The organism is Catenuloplanes niger, from assembly GCF_031458255.1.
GTDB lineage: Bacteria > Actinomycetota > Actinomycetes > Mycobacteriales > Micromonosporaceae > Catenuloplanes > Catenuloplanes niger.
Genome location: NZ_JAVDYC010000001.1, coordinates 625952 through 647521, shown reverse-complemented (window position 1 = coordinate 647521; position 21570 = coordinate 625952). Strand labels below are relative to the sequence as shown.

Sequence of the window (21570 nt, the reverse complement as noted above, 5' to 3'; positions counted from 1 at the left end):
ATTGCCTGGAAACCTCAGGAGGGACCGGGCCTGGTCGGCACGCGGCCGGCCGCGGAGGACCTGATCGGCGTGCCCGAGCTGCGGGACGGGCGCAGCCGGTTCGCGCCGCCGGAGACGATCGCCCGCGACGAGCCGTACTGCCTGTTCCTGGACGAGCTGCACGCGTCGTCGCCGGACGTGCGGAAGGCGTTCTACTCGCTGATCCTGGACCGGCGGATCGGGGCGTACGAGCTGCCGAAGGGTTCGATCGTGATCGGCGCCGGCAACCGGTCGACGGACGGCGCGCTGGCCCGGCCGATGGCGAGCGCGCTGGTCAACCGGCTGCCGCACGTGCACCTGCGGGCGGGCGTGGACGACTGGCCGGCCCGGGCCGCGACCGTCGGCATCCACCCGCGCCTCCCTGACCGAGGCCGGTGGGGGAGCGCGGAAGCCGTGGGCGCGCGGTCCGGGTGCGGCGGGAGCACGCGTTCCGCACGCCGGCCGCGTCCCGGCTGCCGTTCACCCCGCGGGGTCCGGTGTTCGAGGTGCGCTGACCGCGCCGGCGACCGTGGCCAGCCGCAGGCGGGTCTCGTCCTCGCTGCCCGGCATCGCGGTCAGCATGACGATCTTCAGCTCCGCGTCGCCGTCGGTGAGCACGTCGCAGTCGACCGTGATCGGGCCGGCCACCGGATGCTCGATGATCTTGTGTTCCTCGCGGTGCGCGCCGACCGCACCCTCGGCCCAGAGCGCGGCGAACCGCGCGTTGCCCGCGGTCAGCGTGCGGATCAGGTCGTGCAGCCGCCGGCTCCCCGGGAACCGCCCGGTGGCCCGCCGCAGGTCCGCCACGATCGCGGGCTGCACCGAGCCGCCGGTCAGCGAGACCACCGGCCAGTGCGCCAGGCGCGGCGCGGCGCCGTCCGGCGGGAAGACGTCGCGGGCGAAGTTGCGCAGCTCCGGCCGGACCGGTGCCGGGTCGCCGACCAGCGCGGCCCACGGCCGGTTCCACCGGATCAGCCGCCAGTCCGCGGCGAACACCGCGACCGCGCCGTGGCCCATCCGGTGCACCAGGCGGTGCAGGCCGGGCGGGATGTGGTCGGACACCTCCGCGTCCGGTGGCGGCACCAGCCGGGCGAGCCGGTGCAGGTGGTCACGCTCGTCGCGGGTGAGTTGCAGCGCGCGGGCCAGCGCCGCGACGACCTGCGCGGACGGTGTGACGAACCGGCCCTGCTCCAGCCGGACCACGTAGTCGACGGAGATCCCGGCGAGCTCGGCCAGCTCCTCCCGGCGCAGGCCGCGGGCGCGGCGCGCGTGCCCGGTGGGCAGCCCGGCGGCGGCCGGCGAGAGCCGGTCGCGCCACTGCCGCAGGGTCGTGCCGAGCCCGGATGTCATCCACCGATTGTGCCGCGCCGCCGCGTACCCGAGGTGGTAAGGATCTTCCCTGGTAGGCGCCGTGGGCCGGGCGTTCGATGAGCGCATGACGATCACCTTCATCACCGGGGCCAACAAGGGCCTCGGACGCGAGACCGCCCGCCGCCTGATCGAGGCGGGCCACACCGTGCTCCTCGGCGCGCGCGACGCCACGGCCGGCGCGGCCGCCGCCGCGGACCTCGGCGCCCGGTTCGTCCGGATCGACGTCACCGACGAGGCGTCCGTCGCGGCCGCGGCGGACGACGTGGCGCGGCACGAGGGGCACGTCGACGTGCTGATCAACAACGCGGGCGTGCACGGCCCGTTCGGCGACCCGAGCGGCCTGACCGGCGCGGCGGTGCTGGCCGTGCTGGACGTCAACGTCGCCGGCCCGGTGCGGGTGACCACCGCGTTCCTGCCGCTGCTCGGCCGGTCGGCGGACCCGGTGGTGATCAACGTGAGCAGCGCGATGGGCGACCTGGTGGCCACGCACGACCCGGCGCGGCCGGAGTCCGGCGCGCTGGTACCCACCTACGCCGCGTCCAAGGCCGCGCTGACGATGCTGACCACGCAGTACGCGCGGGCGCTGCCCGGCGTCCGGATCAACGCGGCCGACCCGGGTTACACCGCGACCGACCTCAACGGGCACACCGGCCACCAGACCGTCACCGAGGGCACGGACGCGGTCGTCGCGCTCGCGACCGAGGGACCGGGCCACGGCTCCGGGCGGCTGGTGTCCCGGCACGGGGAGATCACCTGGTGAGACAGTGCTGCTCGGAAAACCATCCGAACGGCGTCAAATCACCTTCGTCGCGGTGATTTTCTGGATCTTGTGATCCGCGCGGGGCCGCGCTGCGTACCTCCTGCCGACGGCCTCTCCGCTGGGGGCCCGGCAGGGGGTAGAGAGAACAGTGGCGCAGGGACCGCCGACGACCTCGTGGGTACGGTACGACGACGCCGGAGGCGGCGCACGTCGTGGCTCCCACGAGGCATATGACGACCAGCCCGGCTACGACCCGGCCGCCGAACGGGGCGGCTACGGGGAGCGGGCCGGCTACGAGGAGCGGGGCGGCTACGACGAGAACGGCCGCTTCGAGGCCCGCCGGTACGACCAGCCGGCCGCCGCCTGGGAGGCCGGCTCCGGCGCGTACGCGCAGACCGGCACGCAGCAGCCGTGGCGGCGCCAGCCGCAGGACCTCCACGACGAGCCCGCACCGGCGCGGTCCCGCCCCCGCGCGGTGGCCACCGGCGACGGCGACGAACCGGACAACCCCTTCACCGGTAACCGTCTCTTCACGGTCCTGCTGTTCCTCGGCGGCCTCGGCACCAGCGTCTCGCTCTGGGTCTTCGACACCCAGCCGGGCGCGGTCAACGACCTGCCCACGCTGATGCTCGCGATCGGCCGCGTCACCGGCCTGATCGGCGGCTACCTGCTCTTCATCCAGCTGCTGATGATGAGCCGGGTCTCCTGGCTGGAGGACTGGGTCGGCTCCCGCGACCTGCTGCGCTGGCACCGCGGGCTGGGCACGTCGCTGTGCGTCTTCGTGATCGCGCACATCGTCTTCATCGTGTACGGGTACGCGCTGCTCGCCGAGACCGACGTGATCACCCAGACCTTCACGATCATCACCACGCTGCCGAAGATGGTCGAGGCGCTCGCCGCCACCGTCATCATGATCTTCATCGCGCTGATCTCGATCCGCGGCCTGCGCCGGCTGCTCTCCTACGAGCTCTGGAAGGGCCTGCACCTCAGCGCGTACCTGGTGCTGCTGCTCGGCTACGGCCACCAGGTCGCGGTCGGCGCGGACCTCAGCGGCCGGTTCGCCTCGGTCTTCTGGCCCGGCCTGACCGCGCTGGTCATCTCCGCCGTGGTCTGGGGCCGGATCGTCGAGCCGCTCTGGATGAACCTGCGCCACCGCTTCGAGGTCGTCGAGGTGGTCAACGAGGGCCGGAACAGCTTCTCCGTCTACGTCGACGGGCGCGGCCTGGACCGGCTCGGCGCGCGCGGCGGGCAGTTCATGCGCTGGCGGTTCCTGACCGGCGGCGCCTGGTGGCAGTCGCACCCGTTCTCGCTGTCCGCCGCGCCGAACGCGCAGTGGCTGCGGCTCACCGTCACCGCGGTCGGCAAGTACACCGAGCGCCTCGCCGAGCTGGAACCGGGCACCCGGGTGTGGCTGCAGGGACCGTACGGCACGTTCACGGCGGAACGGCGCACCCAGCGGAACGCGCTGCTCATCGCGGGCGGCAGCGGCATCGCGCCGATCCGCGCGCTGCTGGAGGAGATGCCGTCCGGCACCACCGTCATCTACCGGGCCAGCCGCCAGGACGAGGTGGTCTTCCGCGACGAACTGGAGGAGCTGGCGGTCCGGCGCGGCGCCCAGGTCTTCTTCGTCGTCGGCGGCCGCAACGAACCCGGCCCACGCCGGCTGTTCACCACGAGCGGCATGCGGGAGCTGGTGCCGGACGTGTCCCAGCGCGACGTCTACCTGTGCGGGCCGCCCGGGCTGGTCGACGCCGCGGTCGACCTGCTCCGCGAGCTCGAGGTGCCGAACGCGCAGATCCACCTCGACCCGTTCGAGTTCTGAACCGTCCGCACGCGCTTCGCGTACCCCCTGATGACCGTGATTGTTGATGTGAAGGAGATCCTCGGTGCGACGCAGTACGGCAGCAGTCTTCGGCACTCTGGCCGGCGTTGGCATGATCTTCGGCGTCCGGATGGCGGCCCCCACACAGATCGTCCCGGTCGCCGAGGACGCGGCCGCTGAGGCCCCCGCGGACGCGCCCGCTGAGCCGGACCAGGACGATGCCGGTGGCGCCCAGCCGGACGACGAGGGCGACGCCCCGGCGGACGGCGACGCCCCCGCGGACGGCGGCGGTGCCGGCGGGCTCACCGACGGCGAGTTCCGCGGCACCGGGTCCAAGTACGCGTACGGCACGATCCAGGTCACCATCACGGTCGAGGACGGCAAGGTCTCCGCGGCCGACGCCACGTACCCGACCGGCGGCGACAGCGCCACGATCAACCCGCCGGCGATCGAGAAGCTCAACGAGTCCGCGCTGACCGCGGAGAGCGGCGACGACGTGGACGCGGTCTCCGGCGCGACGCTCACCACCGAGGCGTACCGCAAGTCGCTGCAGGCCGCGCTGGACAAGGCCGCGGGCTGAGACCGTGCGCCACGTCGAGATGGTGATGGGCACCGCGGTCAGCATCGAGCTGGCCGCGGACCGCCCCGCACCCGAGCTGCGCGCGCTGATCGGGGACGTGTGCGGGTGGCTGCACGAGGTGGACGCGCGGTTCAGCACGTACAAACAGGACAGTGAGGTCAGCCGCATGCGCCGCGGCGAGCTGACCTCCACCGGCTGCCACCCGGACCTGCGCCACGTGCTCGGCGCGTGCGCGGACCTGTGGCGCGCCACCGACGGCTACTTCGACGCGTACTACGGCGGCGTGCTCGATCCCTCCGGTTACGTGAAGGGCTGGGCGGTCGCGGAGGCGTCCCAGCGGCTGGTGGACGCCGGCTGCCCCACCCACTTCATCAGCGCGGGCGGCGACATCGCGGCCCGCGGCGACCGCGTCTGGCGGGTCGGCGTCCGGCATCCGTGGGACGAGACCAAGGTGGCGTGGAAACTCGCGGTGCGCGACGCGGCGGTGGCCACGTCCGGTACGTACGAGCGCGGCGGTCATGTGATCAACCCGCGGACCGGCAAACCGGCGCGTTTCCTGCGCTCGGTGACCGTGACCGGGCCGGATCTGACGCTCGCGGACGCGTACGCCACGGCCGCGCTGGCGATGGACCGCGACGGCCTGCGCTACCTGGAGAAGCTGGCCACCGACGGGTACGAGTCCGCGGCCGTCACCGAGGACGGCCGCGCGTTCACCACCCCCGGCCTGCCGGTCGCCACGTAGCCGCCGGCCGATCTTGCGGGTTTTCCGCGGCGCCAGGCGGGAAACCTGATCGGCATGCAGCCTTCACACACACCCGCCGACTTCCCGACCGCCCCGCCGCGCTACACGCCGCCGCACGACACGCCGCCGGCCACCACGGTGCAGGGCGGCGCGCCCCTGGACGGCGCGCCCGTGGGCGAGGCGCCGATCGGGACGGCCTCCGCCGGCTATCCGGCCGCCGAGGCCTCCGCCGCCGGCTTCGCGCCGGTCGACGACGCGCCCGTGGAGGCGCTGCCGATCGCGCGGGTCAACGTCGGGATGAGCGTCGTCGACTCGCTCGGCGACGCCGTCGGCACGGTCACCGCGGTCCAGATGCCCGGCACCGACGTGCGCCCCGACGTGGCCGCCGGCATCGCCGAGAACCTGGTCAGCACCGGCTACCTGCGCATCGACGCCGAGGGCCTGTTCACCACGGACGTCTACGCCTCCGGCGACCAGATCGCCACCTCCACCGAGGGCGAGCCCGGCGTCGTCACGCTGAACGCCTCCCACGACGACCTGCACCGCGCGGCCTGACGCTGACTCACCGGTATCCCCGACCGGCTCCCGGCGGCCGGATGCCACCGGGGCCGGCGGCCCGTGATCCGGACCGCCGGCCGGCGAGCGTCACCCTCATAACCCGACCGCATGGACCCCCGCGTAGTCACGCTTGACGATGTCAGCCGCCTCCGGCTGCACACGACAAGTCTGGGCAGCGCTCACCTCGGACGGCGTCCTGAGGACCCACGAGGTCCCGTACAACTTCTGGAGCCGTTCCGGCGACTGGATCAGACGATGTGGCACTGCGACGCGAGCAGCCAACCACCACCGTGGGCCCGGCTTCGCCGGCCAGGCTTCAGCATCCTCCCAGGGCTTGTGAACCGGCTTCGACCCTTCGCCGTTGGGTCGATAGTGCAACTCACGATGTCGAATGGATGCGGCACACAATACGGGCCGGCCACCGCCGATTCGCCCGTCGACAGTTGCCGGCATCCCGAAGGAGGTAGGTCGTGCCAGGAGATCTCGAGTCGGGTTGGACCGACGAACCAACTCGGATGGAGAGGTTTACGAACACCGCGCAGAACCTCGGCAGCTTCATCCTGAGGGCGGTGAAGGAGAACCCGGAGAGGTCTGCCCAATTGGTGTCGTCGGCAGCCACTTTCGCTTCCACGATGGCCAACCGATACGACAAGGGGAGGATTGCCGAGCCGACTGCAGATGTCGCTAACGTCGCCGCGTCCCTCGGTGTCTCCGCGAGCCACGGTGTGCAACGCCGTCGCGAAGGCGTGTTGGAACACCCGGTCTACGTTTCGGCCAGTCTGCTGAGTGCGACCCTGTCGGTCACCCGTGCATGCATAAACTTCGCCGGGGAGACAAACGCGGTGAAGGACGCCAAGTTTGCGATCGACATGGCACAGTTCGCCACTCAGATGGTCAAGTGGGCCTCTGAACCGAAAAACAGGGAGAAAGCTGATCCGCCTACCGAAGAGCAGGCTCGGCACGCTGAGCAACTCAATGAAAGAGCGGTTCGGATGACCCCGCCGACCGGGACTGTCGGCCTTCCGATTCCGGAAGCGGCCATGACGCGTAGCGTAGGGGCGAGTTCCTGGTCCGCCGCATCCGCGCTCGAGGAGGGCACCGCGTCTCGGATTCGTCACCCGTATGCGGATCCGCTTGCGAACCCCCGCGGCAACGGGCAGCGGATGTGAGGTAGAGGATCCGGCCAGACTCGATAGAGTGCTGGCGAGGTCCAGTTCAAACGGTTATCACGGTGTTGAAGGACCGCAGCTCTTCGGTGGTCTCTCGGGCGCAGAGCTCGGATGACCGAACTGAAGAGCTGCGGGCTTTTTGGCCTACGAACGCGGATGCGGGCGGTTGGCTGACCGCATCCAGTTCTCAGTCCGGCGACCGCGTCAGCACTCCAGGCGGTCGCCGGGGGTGACGCCGAGGATGCGGGTGTAGTCGCGGTAGGAATTGACGCGGTTGGCGATGGCGGCGGGCTGGCCGCCGTGGCATTCGAGGACTCCGTTGATGCTGCGGATCGTCTCGCCGAAACCGGAGCCGTTGGTCATCGCGGCATGCGGCGTCATCGTGCCCGCGCCGGATTGCGTCATCCAGAACCACAGCGCGGTCTGCCACGCCACCGACGCGTTCGTCATCACCAGGTCCGGATTGTTCAGCAGGTCGAGGTTCAGCGCCTGGCCGGCCGCGTGATAATTGGTGTTCCAGGACAGCTGGATCGGCCCGCGACCGTGATACGCGCGCTGACCGGCGGGGCAGCCGTACGGCGCGCCGGCGTTGCAGTAGTTGCCCCAGGCGGACTGGTTGATCTCCTCGACGTAGCGCAGGCCGCCACTCTCCTGGTTGACGTTGGCCAGGAACGCGGCGATCTCGCGTTTGCGGGTGGTCTCGTCGCCGGTCTGGCCGAACGCCGGGTACTTCGCCATCGCGGTCATCAGGCCGGCGTACGTGTAGAACGGGATCCGGCCCGGGAAGATCTGGTTGAACGCGGCCTCGTCCAGCTTGCCGGAACTGCCCGGCGGCGGCACGTCCTTGCCGGGTGCCTCCGGCTCGCCGGTCATGAAGTGCGGGAAGAGCATGCGCACCCGGTAGGGGTAGCTGGTGATGTCCGGGACCGGCATCCCGCCGCGGGACTCGACCTCGGCCAGCCCGATCTCGTAGGCCAGCAGCGCCAGCGTGAGCCGGTCGCCGGAAGCCTTGCCGTCGTCGATCAGCTGCTGCACCGCGTCGCCGAGCTCACACAGGTACCGGGCCTGGGCGAAGATCGAGTCGACCGGGTCGCGGGCGGAGGTCTCGCCGTTGTCGTCGTCGTCCTCGCCGAGCCGGTCGAAGACGTCCGGCGGCAGCTGGGAGATGCCGATCTCGCCGTCCGGGCCGGTCGTGGCCGGGTCGAAGCCGGACTCCTCCATGATCTGGGCAGCGAGGATCACCGCACTGATCATCGGGCACTGGCGGCCGGCCTCGCGCAGTGGTTCCACCAGCGCCGGGTCCGGGATGCTCTCCACCGCCAGTTCACTGTGCGGGTCGCCGCCGAGCAGCACGTCGGCGACGAATGGGCCGTTGCTGGCCGAGGGATCCGCGGGCGCGGCCAGGCCGCCCACGCCGATGATCAGGCCGAGCGCGAGTAGGCAGATCAGCGCGAGCACCACGACCGGGAGCAGGCCCAGCACGGCGACGGCGATGCCGATGGCCTGCGTGGCGTCGACGGGTTTGCGCTCGCCCGGACCGGCGCCCTCGGCAGCGGCCCGCGCCGCACGTCGCACGCCCTTTGTGGACATCAGCTCGCCACTTCCCCTCGCCTCGGCCGACAGGGACCCAACGCGGCGCCCGGCGAGCCGGTTCACGGCGCCCGGCGAATCGATCTCGGAACGCAGTGAACCGATGTGAACGGATCCCCGTTGGGTCTGCGTCGCAGGACCGCCGGATGCGGTCACGGCCGCATTCCCGGTCGCTGGAGTCGACAAAGGACAGTCAGGAGGGGAGGACCGGTGCGTGCTGATTCGAATCGGCTCGGCGTCGTACTGACGTCGTCTCTGGTGCTCGTGATCGCATTTCTGGCGATTCCGTCACCGAGTGGTGCGACAGCGTCCCGGGCGGCTGCGCGAGCGGAGCAGTCGGTCCGCATCAAGAACAGTGCCGCGTACTCGGTGAAGGTCTGTATCCGCAGCAAGAACGACCCGCCGGAAACCGATGCCAAGGACTGTGTGGACCACCTGACGTCGCCGCGGTCCAGCACGCTGACCATCGACGACAAGGGCGCCGGTCTGGCCCTCGACTTCTACATCAAGGCAGGTCCGTCCCACAAGGGATACGACGCGACCGGGCGGTCCTGGTGCACGCTGTCCGGGACGGTGCAGGGCGCGAAGATGCAATGCGAGTCGATCGATCGGCCGCCGCCGACCCAGCCGGTGCCGTCGATCGCGGCATTCGACCCGTCCGCGGTGCGGGACGGTGACGATCGGCGCGTCGACATCAATTTGCTCAATCTCCTGGCCTGGAGCGTGTCCGCTTCCGGCGTGGTCGGAATTCTCATCGTCGGGCTGAACATGACGCTGCAGATGCGTCGCGGCGACATGGGATTCGGGCCGGACCAATGGCGGCAGCTGACGATCGTCGGGATCTCCTGCATCATCGCGGTCGCGGTGGCGCCGATCCTCACGTTCCTCGACATAAAACTCCCCTGATCAACACCTGCGAAAAGAGGAAACCGTGTTCTCGATCCACCGCGCTCTCGCCACGTTCGGTGCTTTCCCCGAGGTCGAGGTGCCGTCGCCGGACCGGGGTGGTGCCGCGCCGGCCGACCTGGCGGCCATGGTGACCACCGCGATGAACCTGATCGCCTGGGCCGGCACCGCGGCCGGTGTCGTCGGCGTGCTGATCACCGGCACGATGATGGCCATCTCGCACCAGCGCGGCGAGAGTTCCGAGCACATGAGCCGGCTCGGCCTGGTGCTCGGCGGCTGCATCCTGGTCGCGACCGCCGGCCCGATCGTGGGCTTCTTCTTCAACGCGCCGGGGGCCTAGATGGGCAGCCGGTTCGAGACCGACCCGCCGCCGTACTGGCGGCAACGCAGCTGGCTGGTGCCGGCGGTGTTCTTCGCGGTGCTGCTGATCGCCGGTGCCGGTTTCCTGGTGCTGCGCGACGACCCCGGGCCGGCGCCGCAACCGGCCGGCACGGTGCTGGTCGACGGGCGGCCGGACGGCTGCCGGACCGACGACTCGCAGCAGGACGCGCCGGCCGGGCCGCCCGCGGACCTGACCTGGCGCGAGCTGAACGGCGCCCGGGTGCCGCTGTCCGCGTCGTCCGGCCCGGTCCGTACCGATGGATCGATCCTGTGGTGTTTCGCGCACACGCCGACCGGCGCGGTGATGGCCGCGCACGTCATACCGCGGCAGCTGAGCGGCGGCGACTGGCGCGCGGTGGTGGAACGGCAGGTGGAGCCGGGGCCGGGGCGCGAGGTCTTCATCGCGATGCGGTCGTCCGTCGACGACGCGCCGGCCGCGCGCACCGCGGTGTCGATCGCCGGTTTCGCGCTGGTCGTCTACACGGCGGAGCGCGCGACCGTACGCATGCTGGTCCGGCTCGCCGGGTTCGGCGACGCGGCCGCGGACTACCGGCTCACCTGGTCGGACGGTGACTGGAAGGTGGTGCCGTCCGGCGCCGGCGAGCTGTACACGCCGCTCACCCCGGTCCGCACGTCCGCCGGCTTCATCCTGTGGGAGGCGTGAGATGCCGGACTGCACCAATGGGGACATCGTCTACGTCGGCGCGTTCTCCGGCCTGACCGAACTGTTCGACCAGGGCATCGACGGGCTCCTGCGCAAGATCGCCAGCGCGATCATGAACGCGGCCGCGAGCCTCTTCGGCGAGCTGGCGCTCCGGATCCCGACGCTGTCCCAGGACCCGGAGATCAACCACAAGATCGGCCTGCAGACCAACTGGCTGGTGGTCACGATCGCGGTCGCGTCGCTGCTGTTCGCGGCCGCCCGGATGGCGCTGGAACGACGGGGCCAGCCCGGTGTGGTCGCGATCAAGGGCGTGCTGCGCCTGATCCTGGTCGCCGGCGCCGGGTCGTTCGTGCTCATCCAGCTCGCGCTGCTCTCCGACCGGTACACCGAGCACCTGTTCGAGGCCGGCGTGAAGGAGCAGCTGAAGACGATCGCGTCGTGCGACAACGCGGACATCTCCACGTTCCTGATCATCATCATCGGGCTGCTGCTGCTGATCGCCGGGCTGGTGCACATCGTGCTGCTCTACATCCGGCTCGGCGTGATGGTGCTGCTGGTCGGCACGCTGCCGCTGGCCGCGGTCGCGTCGATGACCGAGTGGGGCTCGTCCTGGTGGCGCAAGCACATCGCCTGGATGACCGCGTGGCTGATCTACAAGCCGGCGGTCGGGCTGATCTTCTACGTCGGCGCCACGATGATCTCCTTCGAGGGCCAGAACGCGGTACAGCAGAAGATCGCCGGCTGCGGCGTGCTGCTGATGGCCGCGGTCGCGCTGCCCGGCCTGCTCCGGCTGGTCGTGCCGGCCACGATGGCGCTCGGCAACTCCGACGGCGCGTCCTCCGCGGTCGCGTCCGGCGCCGGTGCCGCGGCCCAGGCGACCGGCGCGATCGGCTCGGCCGGCATGCGGTACGCGCGCGGCGGCGGCAAGGGCGGCGGCAAGTCCGGCGGCCGGGGAGCGACCGGCGCGGCCGGAGCAACCGGCGGCGGTGGCGGCGGAACCGGCGGCGGGGGCGGCGGCGCGGGTGGCGGCCGCAGCACCGGCCGGGCGATCGCCTCCGGTGCCGGGCGCGTCGCGGCCGGCGCGATCGGCGGTGCCGCGCTGGTGGCCGCGAAGGCATCCACCACCGCCGTCAAGCACGGCACCAATCTGGCCCAGGGCGCGGTGTCCGGCAATCCCGACTGACCGCGACCCGCGACCGACCGCAATCCCAGACTGACAGGGAAGGTGCACATGACCACGGAGGCCGTTGTCCGCCGTACGTACGGCAACTGGCGTCGCCCACGACGGTCCGGGCTCGGGCCGCTCGGCCTGATCGGCACCATCGCCGCGTTCGGCGGCATCGTCGTGGTGCTGCTCGCGTCGCTGATCTCGCTGTCCGCCGCGATGGTGGTGTTCGTGCCGCTGGCCGCCGCGATCGCGCCGCTGGCCGTGCGGACCGAGGACGGCCGCAACGTCTACCAGATGGCCGCGACCCGGATCAGCTGGCGGCAGCGCCGGTCCCGCGGCGAGCACCTCTACGTCTCCGGCCCGCTGTCCCGCCGCGCCGGCGGCCGCTACCAACCCCCGGGCCTGCTCAGCCAGGTACGGATGGGCGAGGGCCGGGACGCGTTCGACCGCCCGTTCGGCGTGCTGCACCACCGCGGCCGCAACCGGTTCACCGTCGTGCTGGAGTGCGTGCCGGACGGCGGCGGGCTGGTCGACCAGGAGCAGGTCGACGTGTGGGTGGCGCTGTGGGGCGAGTGGCTGGCCCGGCTGTCGCACGAGCCGAACCTGAAGGGCGCGTCGGTGATCGTGGAGACCGCGCCGGACTCCGGCCGGACGCTCGCGGCCGAGGTGCTGCCCCGGCTGTCCCCGGACGCGCCGGACATCGCCCGCGCGGTGATGGAGGAGATCGTCGAGCAGTACCCGGCCGCGTCGTCGGAGATGCACACGTACGTGACGCTCACCTACGCGGCGCCGGGCGGCAACAAACGCGACCTGGACGACGTGATCACCGACTTGGCGGTCCGGATCCCCGGCCTGTGCGGCGGCCTGATCGGCGCGGGCGGCGGTTCCGCGGAGCCGCTGTCCGCCGAGCGGATCGCCGAGGTGGTCCGGGTGGCGTACGACCCGGCATCGGTCACCGACGTGATGGAGGCCCGCGCCGAGCACGGCGGCACCGGCCTGGAGTGGGACGACGCCGGCCCGGCCGCGTGCGTGGAGTCCGTCGACTCCTACAGCCACGACTCCGGCGTCTCGCGCACCTGGATGCTGACCATGGCGCCGCGCGGCACGGTCGGCTCCGGCGTGCTGCGCGACATCCTGGAGGCCGCGCCCGGCACCCGCCGCAAGCGCGTCACGCTGCTCTACCGGCCGATCGACCCGGCCACCTCCGCCAAGATCGTCGAGTCGGACCGGCGCAGCGCCCAGTTCATGGCCAGCTCCGGCCGCGGCCTGGTGCAGGCGCGCGCGTCCGCGGAGATCGCCGCGGCCGAGCAGACCGCGGCGGAGGAGGCGTCCGGCGCCGGGCTGGTCGAGTTCTCGCTGCTGCTGACCGTGACCGTGGACGCGCACGAGGACCTGGTCGACGCGAACGTGACGGTCCGCAACCTGATCGCCGGGTCGCGGCTGTCGATGCGCCCGGCCGACCGCATGCAGGCGGCCGCGTTCACCTGCTCGCTGCCCGCGGGCGTCCTGCCGTGGGAGTACACGCTGATCCCGCACGAGCTCCAGGAGGCGCTGTGAGAACGTCGTACCTGGGTACCGGCTGGCGCCGGGGCGCGTCCGGCGCCCGCAACGCGCTGCCGGTCCTGGAGATGCCGGACCCCGGCGAGACGGTCGCGAGGCCGAGACGCAGCAGCGGCGCGGTGCCCACCCATGGCTGGCCCGGCTCCGGCGGCGGCCGCGTCGGCTACGTCGACCCGCCCACCATGTGGCGCGCCACCACGGTCCAGGCCTGCGGGCTGTGGCCGTTCTCCGCCGGGTCCGGCGCGCCGATGAGCGGCGTGCCGCTGGGCCAGCACCTGGCCACCGGCGCGACCGTGTGCGGCGACCCGCTGTCCTGGTTCATGCGTGCCCGGTACATCTCCAACCCGTCGCTGTTCATGCTCGGCATGCCGGGCCTGGGCAAGTCCACACTGGTCAACCGGATCCTGATCGGGCTGGCCGCGCAGGGCGTGACGCCGCTGGTGCTCGGCGACCTCAAACCCGACTACGCCGACACGGTACGGGCCCTGGGCGGCCAGGTGATCTCGATCGGCCGCGGCGTCGGCGGCCTGAACGTGCTCGACCCGGGCGCGATGGGCGCGGCGGCCCGGCGGATCGGCGGTGCGGCCGGTGAGGCGCTCGCGGCCGAGGCGGACGGCCGGATCCTCAACATGGTCGCGGCGCTGCTCACCATCGTGCGCGGCCAGGCCGTCGGCGACCACGAGCAGGCCGTGCTCGCGGCCTGCCTGCGGCACCTGCGGGAACGCGCGGCCGGGCGGGCGTACCTGCTGCCGGACCTGCTCACGGTGCTGACCGAGGGCCCGGAGCCGGTCCGCGCGGTCACGCTCGACCGCGGCCAGGAGACCAGGTATCGCGACGCCGTCGACCCGCTGCACCGGTCGCTGCTCGGCATCCTGGACGGGCCGCTCGGCGGCACGTTCTCCGCCAGCACGTCCACCCACATCGACCCGGACGCGCCCGCGGTCTGCATCGACATCTCCCGGATCGGCGAGTCGGACACCCAGCTGACCGCGGCCGCGATGCTCGCCGCCTGGTCCGACGGGCTGGGCACGGTCGCGGCCGCGCACGCGCTCGCGGACGCCGGGCTGGCACCGCGGCGCTGGTTCTTCACCGTGCTCGACGAGCTGTGGCGCCCGCTGCGCGCCGCGTCCGGCATCGTCGACCGGATCGACGCGCTGACCCGCCTGAACCGGTCGCTCGGCCTCGGCGACGCGAAGATCACCCACACGCTGAAGGACGCCGAGTCCGTCGGTACGGACGCGGACCGGGCCAAGGCGCGCGGCTTCGTCGAACGCGCCGGCATGGTGGTCTGCGCCGGGCTGCCCAAGTCCGAGATGGAGGACCTCGGCCGTACCGTCGGACTGTCCCGCCGGGAGATCGAGCTGGTCTCGTCCTGGTCGTCGCCGCCCGGCTGGGCCGCCACCGGCGTCAACGACGAGCCGCCCGGCCGCGGCCGCTTCCTGATCAAGGTGGGTGGGCGGCCGGGCATCCCGATCCGGATGACCATCACCGACGCGGAACGGCTGCTGCACGACACGAACACGCGCTGGGTGAAGAACGGTGAGGCGGACCGCCGGGCCGAGGCCGCGGCGGCGGTCCGATGAGGGGCGCACGGCCCGGCAACGAGACCGGTGTCGCGGTGATGGCGGTCGTGGCGGCCGGGCTCGGCGGCTACGGCCTGGTCGCGGCCGGTGGCACGCTCGGCGTCGCCGCGGCCGGCGGTGGCTGGCGCCCGCCGCCGTTCTCCGCGGACGCGCTGGTCACCCTGACGCAGCGGGGCCCGGCCGCGCTCTGGCCCGGCGCACCCGGCTGGGCCGTCTACGGCGGCATCCTGCTGATGCTGGCCGTGACCGCCGCGGTCGGATTCGAGGTGATCACCCGGCTGCGCCCGCGGGAGAAGAAGGGCGGCGGGCTGGCCACCGCGCGGGACCTGGCCGCGTTCCTGCCGAAGGCGGTCACCGAGCGCGCCCGCGGGCTCCGCCCGTCCCTCAGGGGCGTCAAGGACCCGCGGCCGGACCAGACCGGCAACCTGCTCGGCGACCTGCACCCGGCCGGACCGGAACTGCGCTCCTCGTTCGAGGACGTGGAGCTGGACCTGATGGCGCCGCGGGCCGGCAAGTCCACCGGCATCGCGATCCCGCGGGTGCTGCGCGCCCAGGGCCCGGTGCTGCTCACCTCGAACAAGTCCGACGTCTACGCCGTGACACGGGCACAGCGCGAGGCCGTGGGTACGGTGTGGACGTTCGACCCGCAGGGCATCGCGCACACCCGGCGCGCCATGTGGTGGAACATGCTCTCCGTCTGCGTCACGATCGAGGGCGCGCGCCGGCTCGCCGGTCACTTCGTCGCCTCGATCAACGACGACACCGCGAAGAAGGACTTCTGGATCTCCGCGGCGCAGAACACGCTCACCGCGCTGTTCCTCGCGGCCGGCCGCAGCGGCGCGTCCGTCACCGATCTGCTCGGCTGGCTGGCCGACCCCGCCGACCGTACCCCCGTGGATCTGTTGCGGGACGCCGGCCTGCCGGCCATGGCAGATCAACTGCAGGGCACGGTACGCGGCGCGGTGGAGACCCGGGACGGCATCTACGAGACCGCCCGGCAGTGCGTCTCCTGCCTGCTCGACCCGGAGATCCTGGCCTGGGTGACGCCGGACCCGTTCACGCCGGAGTTCCGGCCCGACGCGCACGTGCTCCACAAGGACACGCTCTACCTGCTGTCCAAGGACGGCGGTGGCTCGGCCGCCGGGGTCATCGCCGGGCTCGCCGACTCGACCATGCGCGCCGGGGTGCAGGCCGCGGAACGGATGGGTGGCCGGCTCGACCCGCCGATGACCGCGGTGCTGGACGAGGCCGCGAACGTCTGCCGCATCTCCGACCTGCCCGACCTCTACAGCCACCTCGGCTCGCGCGGCATCAACGTGGTCACGCTGCTGCAGAGCTACCGGCAGGGCGCGCGGGTCTGGGGCGACGCCGGGATGGACGCGCTGTGGAGCGCCGCCACCATCAAGCTGCTCGGCGCCGGCCTGGACGACGCGGACTTCGTCGACAAGGTCGCCCGGCTGGTCGGCCAGCACGACGTCAAGACGCTCAGCACGTCGCACGGCCGCGACGGGAAATCCCGGTCGACATCGTACCGGCAGGAGCAGATCCTCCCGGCCGACCGGATCCGCGCGCTGCCGAAGGGAACCGCGCTGCTGCTCGCGACCGGGGTCCGCCCCGCGCTGATCCGGCTGCGGCCCTGGTTCAAGGAACCGGACGCCGGGCCGATCTCCGCCGCCGCCAAGGCCGAGGAACGCGCGATCACCGACCGCGCGACCGGCGTCACCAGCCCGATCGAGGAAGGACCGTTCCGATGACCGCCGAGGCACCGCCGGAGTCCCCGTTCATCCTGTTCATGGCGGAGCCGATGTTCTCCGAGGAGCTCAGCCGGCTCAAGACCTGGGTGCACGGACTGCTGCTCCCGGTGTACGGCCGGGAGGTGAGCACCGCGCTGCCCTGGTGTCCACAGTGGTGGGAACACCTGGAGGCGGTGGCCCGGCTGCACGCGCTGTGGCTCGCCTGGCAGGACGCGAACGCGCCCGGCGCCGCGCTGCAGTCGCTCTCCGCCTGGCACCGCGACCACCTCAATCTCACGCTGCCGGTGCTGCGCGACCCGTCCGGCCCGTTCGCCGGCTGCAAGCGCGGCAGCCACCGGCTCAAGGACGTCCCGTACACCGACGGCGTCCAGGCCTGACCGGTCCCGTGCGGCCGTCCGTGAAAGGAGGAGGTGTGCCGTGCTGATCGACCATCCCGTCGCCGAACTGCTCGGCGTCTATTACCTGGACGCGCTCCCGGACGCGCAGGACGGCGAGATCGAGGCGCACCTCGCGGTCTGTGCCGCATGCCGCGGCACCGCGGACGAGATCGTCGAGCTGGTCGCCGCGCTGGCCCTGGTCCGCGACGAGCACCGGGCCGGGCTGCTCGACGCGTTCGGCGTGCTGCACCGCGACCGGGACGCGCCGCCGCCGTCCGCGTTCGCGCGGTTCGCGCCGATGCCGGTGGCGACGCCCGCGGACGACCTGATCGAGGACCTCGCGGCCACGCCGGACGTCGGGCCGCTCGTCCGGGCCGGCCGGCTCCGGCGCCGGCCGCGGGACCGCGGCCGGGCCCGCGCGCTCGCGGCCACCGGCACGCTGTTCTGCGCCGCGCTGCTGGTCGCCGGCCTCGCCGTGACGTCACTGGCCCGCGCCGGGGACACCCCCGGCGCGGCGGGCCCGTACGTCACCGCGGCCGCCACCGGACGGGCCGGCGGCGTGTCGCTGTCCGTCGTGGTCAGCGAGCCGGTCGCCGGCGAGTCGCTGGTCGCGGCGACGGTCAGCGGCCTCGACCCGGACGAGCCGTACCAGTTGCACGCGACGACCGCGGACGGCCGGACCGCACTCGTGTCCACCTGGGTGGACACCGGCCGGGTGCGGGACGTGACCGGCCGGCTGGACGCGGTTCTCACGGACGTCGTCGCGGTCACCGTCACCGAGCCGGACGGCGGCACCGTGGTGACGGTCGAGCTCGGCGGGACGAACCGATGAGCCTGCGAGGCACGGTCTCGACGCGGGAGACGCCGGAGGCGGCGCTCGAACACTTCCAGCACGTGCATCGGCCGGTCCTGCTGGCGTACGTCAAGCGGCTGGTCAAGGGCGACGTCCACTGGGCCGAGGACGTGGTCCAGGAGACGATGCTGCGCGCCTGGCGGAACCCGGACGCGCGGATGGCGGACGGCCGGTGGAGCCGGGGCTGGCTGTGCACGGTGGCCCGGCGGATCGTGATCGACCAGGTCCGGGCGGCCCGGTCCCGGCCGCCGGAGGCACTGGACGACTCGGTGCCGGACATGCCCGCGGCCGAGATCGACGTGGACGGACGACTGGACGACCGGGAGATCCGGGCCGCCGTCGCGGCCCTGCCGGAACGGCTCCGCACCGTGCTCGTGGAGATCTACTACCAGGAGCGCACGGTCGCGGAGACGGCCGAGGTGCTCGACGTACCGGCGGGCACGGTCAAGTCCCGCACCTTCTACGCGCTGCGCGCGTTGCGCGGCGCACTCGACGAGCGGGGCTATACCCGCCAGGCACGGTAGCGAGAGGCTGACACATGGCACCCCGAATCGACGTGTCGCCGCCGTCGCACGCGGCGCTGCGGGCCGCGACCTCGGCGCTGCGGGCCGACCTGTACCCGCTGCGCGAGACGAATCCGGATCACCGCCTGTCCACGTGGGACGAAGGGCTGAAGGGCATGCGGCCCTCATGGCTGGCGCGGGCCTGGCGCTGGGCGGCCGGCCTCTTCCGAGGCGGCCCGGGCGGTGGCGAGGGGACCGCCGGTCCCGCCGAACCCGCTGGTCCCACGCCGGCCGAGATCAGGTCCGCGATCGCCTATGTGCTGCGGGATCCGCGTCTCAAGGGGCTCAAGGAGTACATCGGGCAGCACCCGGAACGGTTCGGGGAGACCACCCTGCTGATCAACGAGAACGCCTCGCCCGTGCCCGGCCTGCTCGCGGCCGGCGACGATCACCGGCCCGGTGCCGTGCCCGGTGCGGAGAACGGCCGGGCCGTCCGTGCCGGGTCCGATGTGGAGGACGACCGCACCGCCGGTGCCGAGCCCTCCGCGGAGGACGACCGGGCCGTCCGCACCGAGCGCGGTGCGGAGGACGACCGAGCCGTCCGTGCCGAGCGTGACCGGGCGGTCCGTGCCGCGCCCGCGGTCCGGGAGCGGCGCCGGTCGGGGACCGACGCGGCCACGGCCCGGCAGCGGGTGACGGCCGCGGCCGGGCTGCGATCGGTGGCCGGCGGCGACGGCGGCACGCGGCGGCCGGAGCCGCCGCCGAGCCCATCGCACCTCTCCTCCACCGCGCCGGCCATCCCGCTCCACCGGTCCCGGTCGATCCCATGACGCGCCCGAATCGATCCCGAAGGTTGTTCCAGATGACGACGTGGACGACGGTCCGCCGGGCAAGACCGGTGCTGGCCGTGCTGATCGTGTTGGCCGTGATCGCGGCGCCGGTGCCGGCGCTGGCCGTGGGCGCGCAGAGCTACACGAAGTACTACGAGGTGCGGGCCGCGTTCGAGGGCCGGCCGGAGACGCTCTACGACATCGCCACCCGGCTGCTCGACGACACCACCCGCTACACCGAGATCCTGCACCTGAACACCGGGCGGAAGCAGCCGGACGGTGGCGTGCTGACCGACCCGGCGAAACTCGGCGCCGGCTGGCTGCTGGCCCTGCCGTGGGACGCCTACGGCGACGGCGTGCGGTACGGCCTCCTGGAGGCGGCAGCGGCGCCCGACCCGCAACCCTCGCAGCCGGGCTCCTCGAAGCCGCCCGCGAGCCCGGCACCGAAGCCGCCGGCCGGCGCACAGAATCCGCCGGCCGCGCAGAACCCGCCGGCCGGTGCGGCCCAGCCGCGGCCCGGGGCGCAGAACCCGCCGGCCGGCGCGCCGGACCCGGCCACGAAGCCCGGCGGCGGCATCCCGTCGGTCCCGTCGTCCGGGCTGAAGCCGTCACCCGGCGGCTGCACCACCGGCGTGACCCGCGCGAAGCCGGACTGGGCCGCCCTGCGGGTCGCCGCGAACAAGGCCTGGCCGCGCAGCCGTGGCGAGGGCCAGACCGTGGCCGTCGTCGACTCCGGTGTGGACGGTCTGCACCCGCAGCTGTCCAGCCGCGTCCGCGCCGGCGTGAACGTCACCGACCCGAAGAGCCCGGCGGACGTCGACTGCCTCGGCACCGGCACGGCCATCGCCGCGATCGTCGCGGCCCGCGCCACCGGGGACGGCGACTTCACCGGCGTGGCCCCGGACGCGATGGTGCTGCCGGTCCGGATCCTCAGCACGACGCCGACCGCCACGCCGTACCTCCAGACCACCGGCATCACGAAGGCCGTCGCCGCGGGCGCGACCGTCCTCGCGCTCGGCACCGCCGTGGACCCCACGCGGAAGGACGTCGCCGAGGCGATCCGGCGCGCGGTCGAGGCCGGCGCGGTCGTGGTGGTCTCCGCCCCGGCCGGAACCGGGACCGCGCCGGCGGACGGGTCCGCGAGCGGCGTGATCCGGGTCGCCGGGGTCGGCGCGGCCGGTCAGTCCGTGGCCGACTACCGGAAGGGCACGGTGGACGTGGCCGCGCCCGGCGTGAACGTCACCAGCCTCGGCGGCACCGGCGGCGCGGGCAGCAGCGGCAACTACGCGGTCGGGTACGTGGCCGGCGTGGCCGCGCTGGTCCGCGCGGCCTACCCGGACCTGTCCGCGGAGCAGGTGCGCCAGCGGATCCTCGCCACCGCGGACGGGATGAGCGACGTCCGCCGCCCCGACCCGCTCTACGGCTGGGGGATGGTCGACCCGGGCGCCGCGGTCAGCCGGGAGCTGCCGGCCGAGGCGAACGGTGCCTCGCCGGACCCGCTGACCGTCGACCCGCCGCCGGGAGCGGACCAGCCGGACGGCGCCGAGCCGGCCGGGCAGCGCCGCAACCCGGTCGCGCTGGTCCTGGTCACGCTGCTGGCGCTCGGCCTAGCGGTCTTTCTCGGCCTGCGCTTCCGGCGGATCTGGCGGTCCGGTGGAAGCGCGGACACCGGCCGCGCGCCGCGTGGCCTCGCGATGCCGACGCTCTTCCGGCGCCGGCCGCGCGCCGACCGGGACCCCGGCGTGGACCGCACGCTCGTGCGGGTGTCCCGCCCGCTCGCGCCGGCCGGTTCGCACGGTGACGACCGATGGGGCGAGTTCGACGACGTGCCCCTCGAGTACGCGGAGACGACCGACAACGAGGTGAGGGACCGATGATGATCAACGGAAGCGCCGTGGCCACCGAGCGCCCGCCCGGCCTGTCCACGGCCGGGGTCAGCTGGGTCGCGGCCCACGGTGGTGCGGGCGCGAGCACGCTGGCGGCCGCGCTCGGCGGCGTCGACGTCGGCGCCCGGTGGCCGTCCGAGTCGCGTGCGGACCCGGCGCGCGTGCTGCTCGTCGCGCGCACGCACAGCGGCGGGCTGCGCGCGACCGCCCGCGCGCTTGCGGCGATGCGCGAGGGCCGGCACCCGCCCGGCATGGAGCTGCTCGGGCTGGTCCTGGTCGCGGACGCGCCGGGCCGGCTGCCGTGGCCGCTGTTCCGCCGCACGCGCGTGCTGCGGTCGGTCGCCCCCGTCTGGCGGGTGCCCTGGATCGAGCAGTGGCGGCTCGGCGCCGAGCTGCGCAAGGCCCCGAAGGTGCTGCTCAGCCTCGCGGATCTGGTCGACGACCTGCACCGCGGCGCGTACTGACCCCCCTTTTTTTTTCCGTCGACCCGGAGGT

Annotated in this window: 21 protein-coding genes and 1 pseudogene; 20 read left to right on the top strand and 2 right to left on the bottom strand. The window is 73.1% G+C overall.

What is annotated here, in order from left to right:
- Positions 1-30: 30 nt before the first annotated feature.
- A pseudogene (locus J2S44_RS02885) lies at positions 31-390 on the top strand (P-loop NTPase family protein); the annotation flags it as partial.
- A gap of 108 nt (positions 391-498) precedes the next feature.
- Here the strand turns inward: J2S44_RS02885 and J2S44_RS02880 are convergent.
- The gene (locus J2S44_RS02880) at positions 499-1368 is read right to left on the bottom strand and encodes a helix-turn-helix transcriptional regulator (RefSeq protein WP_310408790.1); all 870 of its coding nucleotides are present in this window, start codon (positions 1366-1368) and stop codon (positions 499-501) included.
- An 85-nt stretch (positions 1369-1453) separates the two neighbouring features.
- Between J2S44_RS02880 and J2S44_RS02875 the strand changes: the two genes are divergently transcribed.
- The 6 genes from J2S44_RS02875 to J2S44_RS02850 all read left to right on the top strand — a co-directional run bounded on the left by J2S44_RS02875 (position 1454) and on the right by J2S44_RS02850 (position 7020).
- Complete coding sequence (locus tag J2S44_RS02875) at positions 1454-2149, top strand: SDR family NAD(P)-dependent oxidoreductase (protein WP_310408789.1); 696 nt, start codon at positions 1454-1456, stop codon at positions 2147-2149.
- A 148-nt stretch (positions 2150-2297) separates the two neighbouring features.
- The gene (locus tag J2S44_RS02870; RefSeq protein ID WP_310408787.1) at positions 2298-3971 is read left to right on the top strand and encodes a ferredoxin reductase family protein; all 1674 of its coding nucleotides are present in this window, start codon (positions 2298-2300) and stop codon (positions 3969-3971) included.
- 64 nt (positions 3972-4035) lie between these two features.
- Positions 4036-4551 carry an FMN-binding protein gene (locus J2S44_RS02865; protein ID WP_310408786.1) on the top strand — a complete coding sequence of 172 codons (516 nt, stop codon included), beginning with the start codon at positions 4036-4038 and terminating at the stop codon, positions 4549-4551.
- Between the two features lie 25 nt (positions 4552-4576).
- Positions 4577-5293, top strand: coding sequence for an FAD:protein FMN transferase (locus tag J2S44_RS02860; protein ID WP_310429456.1), 717 nt, complete (start codon positions 4577-4579; stop codon positions 5291-5293).
- Positions 5294-5347: 54 nt separating this feature from the next.
- On the top strand, positions 5348-5848 hold the full coding sequence (locus J2S44_RS02855) for a hypothetical protein (protein WP_310408784.1): 501 nt from the start codon (positions 5348-5350) through the stop codon (positions 5846-5848).
- Positions 5849-6321: 473 nt separating this feature from the next.
- Positions 6322-7020, top strand: a complete 699-nt coding sequence (locus J2S44_RS02850) for a hypothetical protein (RefSeq protein ID WP_310408783.1) — start codon at positions 6322-6324, stop codon at positions 7018-7020.
- Positions 7021-7224: 204 nt separating this feature from the next.
- On the opposite strand, the gene J2S44_RS02845 is transcribed toward J2S44_RS02850, so the two are convergent.
- On the bottom strand, positions 7225-8610 hold the full coding sequence (locus J2S44_RS02845; RefSeq protein WP_310408782.1) for a glycoside hydrolase family 19 protein: 1386 nt from the start codon (positions 8608-8610) through the stop codon (positions 7225-7227).
- Positions 8611-8820: 210 nt separating this feature from the next.
- On the opposite strand from J2S44_RS02845, the gene J2S44_RS02840 reads away from it, so the two are divergent.
- From J2S44_RS02840 to J2S44_RS02780, 13 genes are read left to right on the top strand one after another with little or no spacing between them, the layout of a single operon-like run.
- Entirely contained in the window at positions 8821-9516 is a 696-nt protein-coding gene (locus J2S44_RS02840) for a hypothetical protein (protein ID WP_310408781.1), read from the top strand.
- Positions 9517-9541: 25 nt separating this feature from the next.
- Positions 9542-9856 (top strand): hypothetical protein, encoded by a 315-nt coding sequence (locus tag J2S44_RS02835; protein WP_310408779.1) that lies wholly within the window; start codon positions 9542-9544, stop codon positions 9854-9856.
- Complete coding sequence (locus J2S44_RS02830) at positions 9857-10561, top strand: DUF8175 domain-containg protein (protein ID WP_310408778.1); 705 nt, start codon at positions 9857-9859, stop codon at positions 10559-10561.
- Between the two features lies 1 nt (position 10562).
- The gene (locus J2S44_RS02825; protein ID WP_310408776.1) at positions 10563-11744 is read left to right on the top strand and encodes a hypothetical protein; all 1182 of its coding nucleotides are present in this window, start codon (positions 10563-10565) and stop codon (positions 11742-11744) included.
- Positions 11745-11792: 48 nt separating this feature from the next.
- Positions 11793-13286 carry an SCO6880 family protein gene (locus J2S44_RS02820; protein WP_307236358.1) on the top strand — a complete coding sequence of 498 codons (1494 nt, stop codon included), beginning with the start codon at positions 11793-11795 and terminating at the stop codon, positions 13284-13286.
- Positions 13283-14872 carry a putative type IV secretion/conjugal transfer ATPase gene (locus J2S44_RS02815; RefSeq protein WP_307236357.1) on the top strand — a complete coding sequence of 530 codons (1590 nt, stop codon included), beginning with the start codon at positions 13283-13285 and terminating at the stop codon, positions 14870-14872. Before J2S44_RS02820 ends, J2S44_RS02815 begins: the two co-directional genes overlap by 4 nt.
- Positions 14869-16626: a type IV secretory system conjugative DNA transfer family protein gene (locus tag J2S44_RS02810; RefSeq protein WP_310408775.1), complete on the top strand. Its 1758-nt coding sequence runs from the start codon at positions 14869-14871 to the stop codon at positions 16624-16626. Before J2S44_RS02815 ends, J2S44_RS02810 begins: the two co-directional genes overlap by 4 nt.
- Positions 16623-17003 (top strand): DUF4913 domain-containing protein, encoded by a 381-nt coding sequence (locus J2S44_RS02805; RefSeq protein WP_310408774.1) that lies wholly within the window; start codon positions 16623-16625, stop codon positions 17001-17003. Before J2S44_RS02810 ends, J2S44_RS02805 begins: the two co-directional genes overlap by 4 nt.
- 40 nt (positions 17004-17043) lie before the next feature.
- Positions 17044-17835: a zf-HC2 domain-containing protein gene (locus tag J2S44_RS02800; RefSeq protein ID WP_310408771.1), complete on the top strand. Its 792-nt coding sequence runs from the start codon at positions 17044-17046 to the stop codon at positions 17833-17835.
- Entirely contained in the window at positions 17832-18380 is a 549-nt protein-coding gene (locus tag J2S44_RS02795) for a sigma-70 family RNA polymerase sigma factor (RefSeq protein ID WP_310408769.1), read from the top strand. Before J2S44_RS02800 ends, J2S44_RS02795 begins: the two co-directional genes overlap by 4 nt.
- A gap of 14 nt (positions 18381-18394) precedes the next feature.
- Complete coding sequence (locus J2S44_RS02790) at positions 18395-19189, top strand: hypothetical protein (protein ID WP_310408767.1); 795 nt, start codon at positions 18395-18397, stop codon at positions 19187-19189.
- A gap of 32 nt (positions 19190-19221) precedes the next feature.
- Positions 19222-21066 carry a S8 family serine peptidase gene (locus tag J2S44_RS02785; RefSeq protein WP_310408766.1) on the top strand — a complete coding sequence of 615 codons (1845 nt, stop codon included), beginning with the start codon at positions 19222-19224 and terminating at the stop codon, positions 21064-21066.
- On the top strand, positions 21063-21539 hold the full coding sequence (locus J2S44_RS02780) for a DUF6668 family protein (RefSeq protein WP_310408764.1): 477 nt from the start codon (positions 21063-21065) through the stop codon (positions 21537-21539). The genes J2S44_RS02785 and J2S44_RS02780 overlap by 4 nt, the downstream gene beginning before the upstream one ends.
- The last annotated feature ends 31 nt before the right edge of the window (positions 21540-21570 follow it).

What these genes read in the sequence shown, in the direction of transcription:
- J2S44_RS02880 (WP_310408790.1), bottom strand. Translation starts at nt 1,368, where the DNA reads ATGACATCCGGGCTCGGCACGACCCTGCGGCAGTGGCGCGACCGGCTC.
- J2S44_RS02875 (WP_310408789.1), top strand. Translation starts at nt 1,454, where the DNA reads ATGACGATCACCTTCATCACCGGGGCCAACAAGGGCCTCGGACGCGAG.
- J2S44_RS02860 (WP_310429456.1), top strand. Translation starts at nt 4,577, where the DNA reads ATGGGCACCGCGGTCAGCATCGAGCTGGCCGCGGACCGCCCCGCACCC.
- J2S44_RS02855 (WP_310408784.1), top strand. Translation starts at nt 5,348, where the DNA reads ATGCAGCCTTCACACACACCCGCCGACTTCCCGACCGCCCCGCCGCGC.
- J2S44_RS02845 (WP_310408782.1), bottom strand. Translation starts at nt 8,610, where the DNA reads ATGTCCACAAAGGGCGTGCGACGTGCGGCGCGGGCCGCTGCCGAGGGC.
- J2S44_RS02830 (WP_310408778.1), top strand. Translation starts at nt 9,857, where the DNA reads ATGGGCAGCCGGTTCGAGACCGACCCGCCGCCGTACTGGCGGCAACGC.
- J2S44_RS02825 (WP_310408776.1), top strand. Translation starts at nt 10,563, where the DNA reads ATGCCGGACTGCACCAATGGGGACATCGTCTACGTCGGCGCGTTCTCC.
- J2S44_RS02820 (WP_307236358.1), top strand. Translation starts at nt 11,793, where the DNA reads ATGACCACGGAGGCCGTTGTCCGCCGTACGTACGGCAACTGGCGTCGC.
- J2S44_RS02810 (WP_310408775.1), top strand. Translation starts at nt 14,869, where the DNA reads ATGAGGGGCGCACGGCCCGGCAACGAGACCGGTGTCGCGGTGATGGCG.
- J2S44_RS02805 (WP_310408774.1), top strand. Translation starts at nt 16,623, where the DNA reads ATGACCGCCGAGGCACCGCCGGAGTCCCCGTTCATCCTGTTCATGGCG.
- J2S44_RS02795 (WP_310408769.1), top strand. Translation starts at nt 17,832, where the DNA reads ATGAGCCTGCGAGGCACGGTCTCGACGCGGGAGACGCCGGAGGCGGCG.
- J2S44_RS02790 (WP_310408767.1), top strand. Translation starts at nt 18,395, where the DNA reads ATGGCACCCCGAATCGACGTGTCGCCGCCGTCGCACGCGGCGCTGCGG.
- J2S44_RS02785 (WP_310408766.1), top strand. Translation starts at nt 19,222, where the DNA reads ATGACGACGTGGACGACGGTCCGCCGGGCAAGACCGGTGCTGGCCGTG.
- J2S44_RS02780 (WP_310408764.1), top strand. Translation starts at nt 21,063, where the DNA reads ATGATGATCAACGGAAGCGCCGTGGCCACCGAGCGCCCGCCCGGCCTG.